12 protein-coding genes are annotated in these 12,114 nt (G+C 64.6%); 10 read left to right on the forward strand and 2 right to left on the reverse strand.

Going from position 1 to position 12,114, the window contains the following annotated elements:
* Window positions 1-49: 49 nt before the first annotated feature.
* From odhB to FNA46_RS23205, 7 genes are all read left to right on the forward strand, one after another.
* On the forward strand, window positions 50-1,291 hold the full coding sequence (gene odhB / locus FNA46_RS23175) for a 2-oxoglutarate dehydrogenase complex dihydrolipoyllysine-residue succinyltransferase (RefSeq protein ID WP_143127591.1): 1,242 nt from the start codon (window positions 50-52) through the stop codon (window positions 1,289-1,291).
* Window positions 1,292-1,312: 21 nt separating this feature from the next.
* Window positions 1,313-1,726, forward strand: a complete 414-nt coding sequence (locus FNA46_RS23180; protein WP_143127592.1) for an MAPEG family protein — start codon at window positions 1,313-1,315, stop codon at window positions 1,724-1,726.
* Window positions 1,726-2,367 (forward strand): LysE family translocator, encoded by a 642-nt coding sequence (locus FNA46_RS23185; protein WP_143127593.1) that lies wholly within the window; start codon window positions 1,726-1,728, stop codon window positions 2,365-2,367. The genes FNA46_RS23180 and FNA46_RS23185 overlap by 1 nt, the downstream gene beginning before the upstream one ends.
* A 19-nt stretch (window positions 2,368-2,386) precedes the next feature.
* The gene (locus FNA46_RS23190; protein WP_143127614.1) at window positions 2,387-3,139 is read left to right on the forward strand and encodes an SDR family oxidoreductase; all 753 of its coding nucleotides are present in this window, start codon (window positions 2,387-2,389) and stop codon (window positions 3,137-3,139) included.
* Window positions 3,140-3,163: 24 nt separating this feature from the next.
* Entirely contained in the window at window positions 3,164-4,570 is a 1,407-nt protein-coding gene (gene lpdA, locus FNA46_RS23195) for a dihydrolipoyl dehydrogenase (RefSeq protein WP_143127594.1), read from the forward strand.
* Window positions 4,571-4,710: 140 nt separating this feature from the next.
* Window positions 4,711-5,232, forward strand: coding sequence for a DUF2867 domain-containing protein (locus FNA46_RS23200; protein WP_143127595.1), 522 nt, complete (start codon window positions 4,711-4,713; stop codon window positions 5,230-5,232).
* A 154-nt stretch (window positions 5,233-5,386) separates the two neighbouring features.
* The gene (locus FNA46_RS23205; protein WP_143127596.1) at window positions 5,387-5,893 is read left to right on the forward strand and encodes a cytochrome b; all 507 of its coding nucleotides are present in this window, start codon (window positions 5,387-5,389) and stop codon (window positions 5,891-5,893) included.
* Here the strand turns inward: FNA46_RS23205 and FNA46_RS23210 are convergent.
* Window positions 5,877-6,950 (reverse strand): TraB/GumN family protein, encoded by a 1,074-nt coding sequence (locus tag FNA46_RS23210; protein WP_143127597.1) that lies wholly within the window; start codon window positions 6,948-6,950, stop codon window positions 5,877-5,879. The genes FNA46_RS23205 and FNA46_RS23210 overlap by 17 nt on opposite strands.
* A 216-nt stretch (window positions 6,951-7,166) precedes the next feature.
* Complete coding sequence (locus FNA46_RS23215; RefSeq protein WP_143127615.1) at window positions 7,167-8,066, reverse strand: tyrosine recombinase XerC; 900 nt, start codon at window positions 8,064-8,066, stop codon at window positions 7,167-7,169.
* A 192-nt stretch (window positions 8,067-8,258) separates the two neighbouring features.
* Here FNA46_RS23215 and FNA46_RS23220 point away from each other — a divergent pair, with 192 nt between their 5' ends.
* The 3 genes from FNA46_RS23220 to FNA46_RS23230 all read left to right on the forward strand — a co-directional run bounded on the left by FNA46_RS23220 (window position 8,259) and on the right by FNA46_RS23230 (window position 11,919).
* Window positions 8,259-9,182, forward strand: coding sequence for a GNAT family N-acetyltransferase (locus FNA46_RS23220; protein WP_143127598.1), 924 nt, complete (start codon window positions 8,259-8,261; stop codon window positions 9,180-9,182).
* A 44-nt stretch (window positions 9,183-9,226) separates the two neighbouring features.
* A complete protein-coding gene (locus FNA46_RS23225) occupies window positions 9,227-11,461 on the forward strand; it encodes a primosomal protein N' (RefSeq protein ID WP_143127599.1) in 2,235 nt (744 codons plus the stop codon).
* Between the two features lie 65 nt (window positions 11,462-11,526).
* Window positions 11,527-11,919 carry an AGROH133_08824 family phage infection protein gene (locus tag FNA46_RS23230; protein ID WP_143127600.1) on the forward strand — a complete coding sequence of 131 codons (393 nt, stop codon included), beginning with the start codon at window positions 11,527-11,529 and terminating at the stop codon, window positions 11,917-11,919.
* Window positions 11,920-12,114: the final 195 nt, after the last annotated feature.

Raw genomic sequence — 12,114 nt, forward strand, 5'->3', positions numbered from 1 at the left:
CCGTCTTCCCCTGCGCAACATGATATCGGATTGAAAACGGAAACAGATCATGGCCACCGAAATTCGCGTCCCCACCCTCGGCGAATCCGTCAGCGAGGCAACCGTCGGCACCTGGTTCAAGAAGGTCGGCGACACGGTCAAGGCTGACGAGCCGATCGTCGAACTGGAAACCGACAAGGTCACCGTCGAAGTGCCGGCGCCTGCCGCCGGTGTTCTCACGGAAATCGTCGCCCAGGCGGGCGAGACCGTCGGTCTCGGCGCGCTGCTCGGCCAGATCGCCGAAGGCGCTGCCGGTTCCGCCGGCGCCTCCGCTCCGGCAGCGGCACCTGCTCCGGCCGCAGCGCCGGCGCCTGCCGCTCCGGCTCCGGCCGCCGCCCCGGCACCCGCTGCCGCTTCCGCCATGCCTGCCGCTCCGGCTGCCGCAAAGCTGGCCGCCGACAACAACATCTCGACGGCTGATGTCGACGGTTCGGGCAAGCGTGGCCAGGTGCTGAAGGGCGACGTTCTCGCCGCCATCGCCAAGGGTCCGGTTGCTGCTGCGGCGCCTGCCGTTCCGGCCGCTCCGCGCGCCCCGTCCACCACGGAAGATGCCGTGCGCGAAGAGCGCGTGAAGATGACGCGCCTGCGTCAGACGATTGCCAAGCGCCTGAAGGATGCCCAGAACACCGCTGCCATGCTGACCACCTACAACGAGGTGGACATGAAGGCCGTGATGGACCTGCGCAACCGCTACAAGGACGTATTCGAGAAGAAGCACGGCGTGAAGCTCGGCTTCATGGGCTTCTTCACGAAGGCTGTCACGCATGCCCTGAAGGAACTGCCGGCGGTCAACGCCGAAATCGACGGCACCGACATCATCTACAAGAACTATTGCCATGTCGGCATGGCCGTCGGCACCGACAAGGGCCTGGTCGTTCCGGTCATCCGCGATGCCGACCAGCTGTCGATCGCCGGCGTCGAGAAGGAACTCGGCCGTCTTGCCAAGGCAGCCCGTGACGGCTCGCTCGGCATGGCCGACATGCAGGGCGGCACCTTCACCATCACCAATGGCGGTGTCTACGGTTCGCTGATGTCCTCGCCGATCCTGAACGCCCCGCAGTCGGGCATTCTCGGCATGCACAAGATCCAGGATCGCCCGGTCGTCGTCGGCGGCCAGATCGTCATCCGCCCGATGATGTATCTTGCACTCTCCTACGATCACCGCATCGTCGACGGCAAGGAAGCCGTCACCTTCCTGGTGCGCGTCAAGGAAAGCCTGGAAGATCCGGAACGCCTCGTTCTCGATCTCTGATCAACGCCAAGGGAGGACGGGATGGACACGATCGCTTCACATGCCACGCCGTATGTCGCGCTGTTGGCTGTCTCGGTCGTGCTGCTCGTCCTCCACATCATGCTGCAGGGCTTTCTCGCCACCCGCGAGCTGGGCTCGCAATGGAATGCAGGCCCCCGCGACGAGGGCCTGAAGCCAAAATCGCCGCTCGCCGGCCGTGCGGAACGGGCCTCGTCGAACTATCGTGAAACCTATCCGGCCGTCGTCGGCCTTCTGCTGGCGCTTGCCTTCTATGGCGATCTCGCCGGCTGGGGGCTGATCGGCGGCTGGCTGTGGCTTACCTGCCGCATCGTCTATCTGCCGCTCTATCTGGCCGGCATTCCCTATCTTCGCTCGCTGGTCTGGCTGGGGTCGCTCGGCGGCATCGGCCTCATGATGCTCGGATTGTTCGTGTGATGCATCCCTATCTGGTCGAACTCGCCTCGCTGATGGCGATCTTTTCCTTCGCCATCGTTTCGCCGGGCGCCGATCTCGCCATGGTCATGCGCCAGTCGCTGGTGCACGGGCGGCGGCAAGCCATCATCACCAGCTTCGGCATCGGCACCTCGCTGATGTTCCACGTCACCTACACTATCCTCGGGCTCGGGCTGATCATTTCCCAGTCGATCTATCTTTTCAACATCGTCAAATGGTGCGGCGTCGCCTACCTGATCTATATCGGGGTGAAGGCGCTGCGGGCCGGCAAGGCGGATCTTTCCGTCAAGCTCGACGGCGCCGATGCGGACGGGCCGCGTCAGTCGGGCCTGCGCGCCTATGGCCTCGGCTTTGCCGCGAATGCCTTGAACCCGAAGCCGGTTTTCTTTTTCCTGTCGATCTTCTCGACCGCCGTCAGCGCGCACACGCCGATGCCGGTGAAGTTCGGCTACGGCCTCGTGATGGCAAGCTGCCTGATCGTCTGGTTCGTCGGCGTCAGCATCTTCATGACGACGCCGCGCATGCGCGCTGCCTTTTCGCGTGCCAGCCAGTGGATCGACCGGGCGAGCGGGCTGGTCTTCATCGCGCTCGGCCTGAAGCTTGCTGCGCAGAAGGCGACCTGAGGAAAGAACGGAGATGTCGATGCAACACCAGCCTGTCCTGCTCGTCACCGGCGCCAGCCGCGGCATTGGCGCCGCCGTCGCCGTGAAGGCGGCTGCGGCCGGATGGGCGGTTGCGATCAACTATCTCTCCAATGCCGTGGCCGCCGAAGCCGTCGCCAAGGCGATCACCGAAAACGGCGGCACCGCCCGCCTCGTCCAGGGCGATACCGGCACGGAAGACGGCATTGCCGCGATCTTTGCTGCCATCGACCGCGATTTCGGTCGCCTCGACGGGCTCGTCAACAATGCCGGCGTGGTGGACCAGACGGCCCGCGTCGATGAAATGTCGCGCGAGCGGCTCGAGCGGATGTTCGCCATCAACGTGATCGGCAAGATCCGCTGCGCCTCCGAAGCGGTGAAGCGCATGTCCACCCGCCACGGTGGCAAGGGCGGCGTCATCGTCAACATCTCGTCCATGGCGGCCGTTCTCGGCAGTCCCGGCCAATATGTGGATTATGCCGCGGCCAAGGCGTCGATCGACACCTTCACGGTCGGTCTGGCGCGCGAGGTCGCCGGCGAAGGCGTGCGGGTGAATGCGATCCGCCCCGGCATTATCGATACCGACATCCATGCCTCCGGCGGCCTGCCGGATCGCGCACGGGATCTGGCACCCACGGTGCCCATGCAACGCGCCGGGACGGCGGACGAAGTGGCGGAGGCGGTGCTCTACCTCCTCTCGCCGCAGGCCTCCTATGTCACGGGCGCAATCTTGAATGTGAGCGGCGGCAGATAGCGCCGACAGGAAGGAACGTCATCCATGGCTTATGATCTCATCGTAATCGGAAGCGGCCCCGGCGGTTATGTCTGCGCCATCAAGGCGGCCCAGCTCGGCCTGAAGGTGGCCGTCGTCGAAAAGCGTGCCACCTTCGGCGGCACCTGCCTCAATGTCGGCTGCATCCCCTCGAAGGCGCTGCTGCATGCTTCCGAAGTGTTTGCTCACGCCAGCCACGGCATGGCAGATCTCGGCGTCGAGGTGTCCGGCACCACGCTGAACCTCGAGAAGATGATGGGCCACAAGGATGCGACCGTGAAGTCGAACGTCGATGGCGTCGCCTTCCTGTTCAAGAAGAACAAGGTCGAAACCTTCATCGGCACCGGCAAGATCGTCGCCGCCGGCAAGGTGTCCGTCACTGCCGAAGACGGTTCGGTGCAGGAACTGGAAACGAAGAACATTGTGATCGCCACCGGCTCCGACGTCGCCGGCATTCCGGGTGTTCCGGTCGAAATCGACGAGAAGGTCATCGTCTCCTCCACCGGCGGCATCGCGCTCGACAAGGTGCCCGGCCATATGGTCGTCGTCGGCGGCGGCGTGATCGGCCTCGAACTCGGGTCGGTCTGGCTGCGCCTCGGCGCCAAGGTCACCGTGGTCGAATATCTCGACACGATCCTCGGCGGCATGGATGGCGAAGTCTCCAAGCAGTTCCAGCGCATCCTCGGCAAGCAGGGCATGGTCTTCAACCTCGGCGCCAAGGTGACCGGCGTTGAAAAGACCGAAGCCGGCGCCAAGGTGACGTTCGAGCCGGTCAAGGGTGGTGAAGCCCAGACGATCGATGCCGATGTCGTGCTGGTTGCCACCGGTCGCAAGCCCTACACCGCCGGTCTCGGCCTGGAAGAGGTGGGCGTTGCCCTCGACAACCGCGGCCGTGTTGAAATCAATGGCCATTATGCCACCAACGTCCCCGGCATCTATGCGATCGGCGACGTGGTGAAGGGCCCGATGCTCGCCCACAAGGCGGAAGACGAGGGCGTGGCATTGGCCGAAATCCTCGCCGGCCAGCATGGCCATGTGAACTACGATGTCATTCCGGGCGTCGTCTACACCCAGCCGGAAGTGGCTTCCGTCGGCAAGACCGAAGAAGAACTGAAGGCTGCGGGCGTTGCCTACAAGGCCGGCAAGTTCCCCTTCACGGCCAATGGCCGCGCCCGCGCCATGCAGGCGACCGATGGTTTCGTCAAGGTTCTCGCCGACAAGGACACTGACCGCGTTCTCGGCGTGCACATCATCGGCTTCGGCGCCGGCGAAATGATCCACGAAGCCGCCGTGCTGATGGAATTCGGCGGCTCTTCGGAAGACCTCGGCCGCACCTGCCATGCGCATCCGACCATGTCGGAAGCCGTGAAGGAGGCTGCGCTCGCCACCTTCTTCAAGCCGATCCACATGTGATCGCAAGCGTTTCCGAACGTTACAAGGCCGTCGTCTGTCCATCAGGCGGCGGCTTTTTTCATGGCGCCCGTGACCGCGTGCCACACGCCGTTCCGATGATTGTTCTCGCGGCCCGGACGCGCGGATTATAGGGTTCGCCGATGATCTCCTCCGCGCAAAAGCTTGTCCGGCCCACGCTCTACCCGTCGCCCCTGCCACATGCGGCACTGCCGCTGGCCGACTGGGCCGATTGTTATCGTGTCTGCGTTGCCGCCCATCCGGATCTGTCGGCAATGGCCTTCGCGCGGCTGGCGCTCGGCCGCTTCCCGCCCTGGGCGCGGCTGTTGCTCAGGCTGCGCGACGCGCTGGTCCGGCCCTTCGGGGTGCAGACAACCGACGATCTGGTCGCGAAGGGGGCGGAATCGATCGGCTTCTTTCCGGTTGTCTCGGCGACGGAGCGACAAGTGGTGGTGGGGCTCGATGACACCCATCTCGACTTTCGGCTGGTCATCGATGTCGTTGATCAGGGGCCGGCAGGGACGACCGTTTCCGTCACCACGCTGGTCCATCGAAAGATCCTGCTGGGTCGGCTTTACATTGCCGTGATCACGCCGTTTCACCGGCTGATCGTCAGGGCCGCGCTGTCGGCTGCCGCACGCCGGCTGGCCGCAGCGGCTGCATGACGCCTCGGCGCGCCATCCTGTCGCGGCAGCCGGACCTGCGATCCATCAACTGGCGGATGAAAATCTAGAAACATTCCAAACTACCGCTTGGCACCGCCCGGCGGGCCTGTCATTCTCCGGGCCAGCAACGAACCGATCACACAAAGGTGATGACATGGCTCCGCTTTCCTATTCCGTCCCGCAGCGCATCCTGCACTGGGGCATGGCTCTTCTGATTTTTTTCAATCTCATCTTTTCCGATGGTATCGAGCACTGGCATCACCTTGTCAGGCGTGGCCAGACCATAACGCCGGATGATATCGCAGCCGCCAATATTCATGCCTATGTCGGCATCGCGATTCTGCTGCTGGCTGTGCTGCGCCTCGCACTTCGCCGCATTCAGGGCGTGCCGGTTGCGCCGGCGGAAGAGCCGCCGCTGCTCTCGCTGGTGGCGAAGGTCACGCACGGGCTTCTCTATCTGCTGCTGATCCTGATGCCCCTCAGCGGTATCGGGGCCTATTACTTCGGCAACGGGACGGCGGGCGATGTCCATGCCGACATTCTGAAGGTTGTGCTCTGGGCGCTGCTGGTCGCGCATATCGCGGGCGCGCTTGTCCACCAGTTCTACTGGAAGACGGATGTGCTGGCCCGCATGACGCATGGTGTCAGGAAGCGGGCGTGACCGTATAGCCGGCGTTGCGGAACAGGGTCACCAGACCCTCGTCGCCGACCAGATGCATGGCGCCGACCGCGATGAAGGCGCCGCCGTCCTTCAGGATCGGCAGGGCGCGTTCCGCCATGCGGCGGTTGCGCTCGGTAATGATCCGCTGCTCGAAGGCAGCATAGCCTTCGCCGTCGGATCCATCGGGCGCCAGCGCTTTCAGAAGCGGCATCAGCAGGCCAACGTTACCGGCGAGATAGAGGTCGACGGTGGTCGCTGTGATATCGCCCATCCGGTCGTCCTGTTCGATGCCCTCCATCAGCGATTTCATGTGCAGATCGGTCGGCACGGCGGCCATGGATTCCAGCTGTTCCTGCAGCGTTTCCAGCCCCTTCACGGGCTTTCCGGCGCGCACGGCATCCTCGGCGATCTTCTGGTCCAGAAAGGCTTCGCCGGTAGCCTTGCGGTTCATCTCGCAAGGGGAAAGGGCAAAGAAGCTGTAGAGCATCCACGGCTGCATGCGCGAGACGGCGGCAAGCGGAATGCCGCGCTTCTTCAGCGCCGCCTCCAGCAGCCGCGCCTGATCGGCCGTCAGATAGCTCTGCAGTGTCTTGCCATCGGTCATCATGGTCAGCTGCGGCTTGGTCAGAAGCTTGCCCATGGCCTTCTGCTGGTCGAGGATCTCGTCCGATTCCAGCACGGTGACGCGTGAAGCGGCCTGTGCCTCGGCCGCGCCCTTCGGCATGGCAAGCACGCGCGGGTCGGTCAGGTGCATGGTGCCGAGCAGCCAGGAGGGGGCAAGACCCGGCTTCTCGATCTTCCAGAAGATCGCCTTGCCATTGGCGATGCCATCGGCCGCCGCAACAATCCGCGCATAGCCGGCCGGATCCTTCGCCTGCATCTCCGCCGCCAGATTACGGCCGCCACAGGCATCCTCGGCCGCGGCCACCGGCTGAAGCGCGCCCAGCACCAGCAGGAGGGAGAGCAGGGCGAGCACATGCAGGGCGGCGAGTGTGGCAAGCGCCACATCGGCGGACTGGCGCAGCACGGACAGGGGGCGGACGGCGAGGCGGGTCATCGGTATCGGGCTCCGGGATCATAGAGAAACGGGCATCGGTGACCTGGCCATCGCGCCAGACCGGGCTTTGCGAAGGACGGCAAGGCGCGCATGGGGCATGGTGGCACCCTTGCCGTCATGCCTAGCGAAACGGCCTGCACGAAGCCTTAAAGAACATGGTTAATGTCAGGCGCCCGGCAGGATTGTGGCGGTGTCCGGCGGTTGACTGTCCCGTTTTCAGGCACGCGGATGCGCCCGGTCATAGACCTCCAGCAGCCGGGCCTGATCGACGCCGGTATAGACCTGCGTGGTGGAGAGGCTGGCATGGCCGAGCAGTTCCTGGATGGTGCGCAGATCGCCGCCGCCGGCCAGAAGATGGGTGGCGAAGGAGTGGCGCAGCGCATGCGGCGTGGCGCTGTCGGGAAGGCCCAGGGCGCCGCGCAGCTTCTGCATCTCGCGCTGGATGATCGACGGATTCAGCTTGCCGCCGCGCGCGCCGCGAAACAGCGGTTCCTCCGCGGCGAGATGATAGGGGCAGAGCGTGCGGTAGGTCTCCACCGCCTGCGGCACCACGGTGAGAAGCGGCACCAGCCGCGTCTTGCCGCCCTTGCCGGTTATCCGCAGTGTTGTGGTGTCGGCGGAGACATCGCCGGCCTTGAGGTCCAGCGCCTCGGAAATGCGAAGCCCGCAGCCATAGAGCAGGGTCAGCACGGCGGCATCGCGCGCTGCGATCCATGGCTCCTCGTGCAGCTGCGCCTGCTGGGTCACCACCTCCAGCGCCTGGACGTCGCTTAAGGGCTTGGGCAGCGATTTCGGCTGTTTCGGCGCGCGGATCGCACCGGCGGCAGCGGCATTCACCAGGCCCTTGCGTTCGAGGTAGCGCAGGAAGGAGCGCAGGCCCGCCAGATGCCGCCCGAGCGAGCGGGCACCCGCGCCGTCGCGCCGTCGCTGGGCCAGAAAGGCGCGCAGATCCGCCGTGCGCAGCGTGTGGATATCGGCAAGCGTCGCCGGGCCGCCGAGATGCCCCGTAAGGAATGTCAGGAACTGCCGGGTGTCCCGCTCATAGGCGTCCAGCGTATTGGCCGCCAGCCGGCGCTCGCTGTGGAGGCTTTCCAGCCACTGGCGGCGCTTTTCCATCAGCTCGGGGGAGGCGGGAATCAGGATTTCGCTCACGGAATGCCCGTTGTTTTTGCCGGTGATCGCCCCACATTGGCCGTGTTGCGTTACCAAATTGCTAACCTTACCGGCGGCAGCCCTGTCGCGGTTCGATCGTCATCGTTCGATCATACACGGCTGCGATAAAGTCGGGATAGGCAGGCGGGAGTTTTCATGCAACGCCGTGAGTTGACGTCTTCCATCGGCCAGTTTGCCGAGGCCATTGCCCTCGTTTCCCACGGTACACCCGGCCATATCGTCGATACGCTGATTGCCGAGCGTGGCACCCGCATTGTCCGGCATCCGCTCTGGCCGGTCATGCGGCCCTTTCTGTATTCGCTCCTGCGCTACAGCAGCGCGATCCGCTTTACCAACCGCATCGAGGGCCTTTCGGGGTTCGAGTCCTTCTCCTATCTCAGCCAGCTGTTGAAGCTCGATGTGCGGGTGCGTAATGCCGAGCGCATTCCGGCCAAGGGCGGCTTCATCCTGGTCAGCAATCATCCGACCGGCATTGCCGACGGGGTGGCTGTGTTCGATCTGCTGAAGGATCGCCGGCCGGACATGATGTTTTTCGCCAACCGCGATGCGGTGCGCGTCAATCCGCGGTTTGCCGAGATGATCATTCCCGTCGAGTGGCGCGAGCAGTTCAAGACCAAGGACAAGGCGCGCGAGACGCTGAGGCTTACCAATCATGCGGTCGAAACCGGCAAGGTCACCGTGCTTTTTCCCTCTGGGCGCATCGCCTACTGGGAGAACGGCCGGCTGAATGAACGGCCGTGGAAGACCTCGGCCGTCAGCCTGGCCCGCAAATACAATCTGCCGATCCTGCCCATGCATATGCGGGCCCGCAATTCCGGCCTGTTCTACTGGTTCGCCAAATGGTCGACCGAGCTGCGCGACATGACGGTGTTCCACGAGTTGCTCAACAAGAAACGCGATCTCTTCGATTTCTCCATCGGCCAGATGATTTCCCCCGATGCTCTGGACGGCGATCCGACAGAGATCACGCGGGCGCTCGAGAAGCATACGGTGTTCGAACTGGCCGAAAACCCCGATGCGCGCTTTCACCCGTTGCACATCCGCGCCGCCGCGGCCTGATTTGCGGTTCCCTTTTGTTCCCGGTCGGGGCATGGTCCCGCTCCATGGGAAAAGATTCGTCCGATCTGTTCGGCGCCCTGTTCGATGCGCCTCCGCTTGCCCGCCCGCCGCTTGTCAGCGTGGTCTCGGTTCTGGTGCCGCTGCCGGTGCCGGAGGCCTATAGCTATGCCGTGCCGGACGGCATGGCGGTGATGCCGGGTTCCGTCGTGCAGGTGCCGCTGGGGCCCCGCCAGGTGATCGGCGTCGTCTGGGACGGCGAACCCGATCCGCGTCTCGATCCGAAGAAGCTGCGGCCGATCACCCAGGTCTTCGATTGCCCGCCGCTGACGGACGAGATGCGCAGCTTCATTGACTGGGTGGCCGGCTACACGCTGTCGCCGCCGGGGCTTGTCGCGCGCATGGCCGTGCGCGCGCCGGCAGCACTTGAGCCCGAGCCGATGGTGGAGGCGCTGCGCTATCGCGGCGGTGAGCCGGAGCGGATGACGCCGGCGCGTGCCCGCGTGATGGATCTGGTGCGTGACGAGGTGCCGTTCACCCGCAGCGGCCTGTCGCATGCGGCGGGCGTTTCCATCAGCGTCATCGACGGCCTGGTGAAGCAGGGCCTGTTCGAGACGGTCTTCCTGCCGCCGCCGCCGGTCGTCGCCCGTCCCGATCCCGATTACACCGCGCCGCGCATCGAGGGGCCGCAGAAGCAGGCGGCTTCCGAAATCGTGGAGGCCATGCAGGGCGGCGGCTTTTCCGCTTCCCTCATCGATGGCGTCACGGGTTCCGGCAAGACCGAGGTCTATTTCGAGGCGATCGCGCAAGCCTTGCGCCAGGGCCGGCAGGTGCTGATCCTGTTGCCGGAAATCGCGCTGACGGCGAGTTTTCTCGAGCGTTTTCAGGATCGCTTCGGCGCCAAGCCCGCCGAATGGCATTCCGATCTCGCTCCCCGCATGCGCGAAAAAGTCTGGCGCGGCGTCGTCACCGGCGAGGTCCGGGTGGTGGCCGGCGCGCGCTCGGCGCTCTTCCTGCCCTTCGAGGAGCTTGGTCTCATCATCGTCGACGAAGAGCACGATTCGGCCTACAAGCAGGAAGACCGCGTCTTCTACAATGCCCGCGACATGGCGGTGGTGCGCGCGCGCATCGGCCAGTTTCCGGTCGTGCTGGTCTCTGCCACGCCCTCGGTCGAAAGCCAGGTCAACGGTCAAAGCGGCCGGTATCATCTGGTGCATCTGCCGACACGCTTCGGCGAGGCGGCCATGCCCGATCTCCACCTCATCGACATGCGCCGGCATCCGCCGGAGCGCGGCGGCTTCCTCTCGCCGGTGATGCTGCGGGCGGTGAAGAAGACCATCGAGAAGGGCCAGCAGGCGCTGCTCTTCCTCAACCGGCGCGGCTATGCGCCCCTGACGCTTTGCCGCGTCTGCGGCCATCGCTTCCAGTGTCCGCAATGTTCCAGCTGGCTGGTGGAGCACCGCTTCAAGGGCCAGATCCAGTGCCATCAGTGCGGCTACGCGGAAAAGACCCCGGAAGCCTGCCCGGAATGCGGCACCTTCGACCATCTGGTCGCCTGCGGCCCCGGCGTGGAACGCATTGCCGAAGAGGTGGAGAAGCATTTTCCCGAGGCGCGCACCATCGTCATGTCCTCCGACCTGCTCGGCGGCGTCAAGCGCATGCGCCTCGAGCTGGAGGCGATCGCCAAGGGCGAGGCGGACATCGTCATCGGCACGCAGCTGGTCGCCAAGGGCCATAACTTTCCGCTGATGACGCTTGTCGGCATCATCGATGCCGATCTCGGGCTGGCAAATGGCGATCCGCGCGCCGCCGAGCGCACCTTCCAGCTGCTGAGCCAGGTGACGGGACGCGCCGGCCGCACGGGCCTGAAGAGCCATGGCCTGCTGCAGACCTACCAGCCGCAGCATCCGGTGATGCAGGCGATCGTCTCCGGAGATGCCTCGGCCTTCTACGAGCGCGAGATTGGCGAGCGGGAAAAAGCGCTTTTGCCGCCCTTCGGCCGGCTCGCGTCGATCATCGTCTCGGCCGATACGCGACTTGATGCGGAAACCCATGCGCGGGCCCTGCGGGCCGCAGCGCCAAAGGTTTCGGGAATCACGGTGCTCGGACCCGCCGAAGCGCCTCTTGCGCTGGTGCGCGGTCGCCACCGTTTCCGGCTTCTCGTGCACGGGCGCCGCAACAGCGACATGCAGGGCTACCTGCGCAGCATGCTTGCCAACGGGCCGAAGGTGCGCGGCACGGTGCATGTGCAGCTCGATGTCGATCCGCAAAGCTTTCTCTGACCATTTCGCTGCACTTGCCGGCTTGTGTCTTTCGACTTGTCTCTATTTCCGATCAGGAGTCGCCCATGGATTTTTACTTCCCCGCCGAACGTCCCGAACAGCTGGCTTTTCTCGCCTCCGCGCTGGTGGCCTTGATCGGCCTCTTCATTCTGGCGCTGCCGCAGGCGGCGCTGAAGCTCGCCGGCTTTTCCGTCGGCGAGGTGACGGCCAGCGGCTACGGCGCCACACGCGCCACGGGCGGGCTCTATCTCGGCCTTGGCCTCACCGCCGTGCTGGTTGCCCAGGATTGGACCTATCTCGCTCTCGGTGCCTCGCTGCTGACGGCCGCCTTCGGCCGCCTCGTTTCGATCCTCGCTGACCGGGGTTTCACGCTCCAGAATCTTGCGCTTTTGCTGCTTCAGGTTGCGCTTGCGGCATTGCCTCTCGGCTATGTCCTGGGATACCTCTCCGGGCTGTAGGACGCAGGAGGGAGGCGTCCTGGGGGATTTCTTCGCAAAATGACATAAAATCGGTTCAAGCCCTTGCAGAGAAGGCTCTTTCCGCCGTCACGCGTGTTGCGAGTCCCAACATCCTATGCTAGACGAACCGCGAATTTCGGAAAAAGACCGAAGCCCTTCTTCGGTACTGTTGAGAAAAAGAAGCAAATTCAAGCA

This window comes from Affinirhizobium straminoryzae (genome assembly GCF_007004135.1).
GTDB classification, from domain to species: Bacteria; Pseudomonadota; Alphaproteobacteria; order Rhizobiales; family Rhizobiaceae; genus Neorhizobium; species Neorhizobium straminoryzae.

What these genes read in the sequence shown, in the direction of transcription:
- FNA46_RS23185 (WP_143127593.1), top strand. Translation starts at nt 1,726, where the DNA reads ATGCATCCCTATCTGGTCGAACTCGCCTCGCTGATGGCGATCTTTTCC.
- odhB (WP_143127591.1), top strand. Translation starts at nt 50, where the DNA reads ATGGCCACCGAAATTCGCGTCCCCACCCTCGGCGAATCCGTCAGCGAG.
- FNA46_RS23200 (WP_143127595.1), top strand. Translation starts at nt 4,711, where the DNA reads ATGATCTCCTCCGCGCAAAAGCTTGTCCGGCCCACGCTCTACCCGTCG.
- FNA46_RS23190 (WP_143127614.1), top strand. Translation starts at nt 2,387, where the DNA reads ATGCAACACCAGCCTGTCCTGCTCGTCACCGGCGCCAGCCGCGGCATT.
- FNA46_RS23205 (WP_143127596.1), top strand. Translation starts at nt 5,387, where the DNA reads ATGGCTCCGCTTTCCTATTCCGTCCCGCAGCGCATCCTGCACTGGGGC.
- FNA46_RS23180 (WP_143127592.1), top strand. Translation starts at nt 1,313, where the DNA reads ATGGACACGATCGCTTCACATGCCACGCCGTATGTCGCGCTGTTGGCT.
- FNA46_RS23225 (WP_143127599.1), top strand. Translation starts at nt 9,227, where the DNA reads ATGGGAAAAGATTCGTCCGATCTGTTCGGCGCCCTGTTCGATGCGCCT.
- FNA46_RS23215 (WP_143127615.1), bottom strand. Translation starts at nt 8,066, where the DNA reads ATGGAAAAGCGCCGCCAGTGGCTGGAAAGCCTCCACAGCGAGCGCCGG.
- FNA46_RS23230 (WP_143127600.1), top strand. Translation starts at nt 11,527, where the DNA reads ATGGATTTTTACTTCCCCGCCGAACGTCCCGAACAGCTGGCTTTTCTC.
- FNA46_RS23210 (WP_143127597.1), bottom strand. Translation starts at nt 6,950, where the DNA reads ATGACCCGCCTCGCCGTCCGCCCCCTGTCCGTGCTGCGCCAGTCCGCC.
- lpdA (WP_143127594.1), top strand. Translation starts at nt 3,164, where the DNA reads ATGGCTTATGATCTCATCGTAATCGGAAGCGGCCCCGGCGGTTATGTC.
- FNA46_RS23220 (WP_143127598.1), top strand. Translation starts at nt 8,259, where the DNA reads ATGCAACGCCGTGAGTTGACGTCTTCCATCGGCCAGTTTGCCGAGGCC.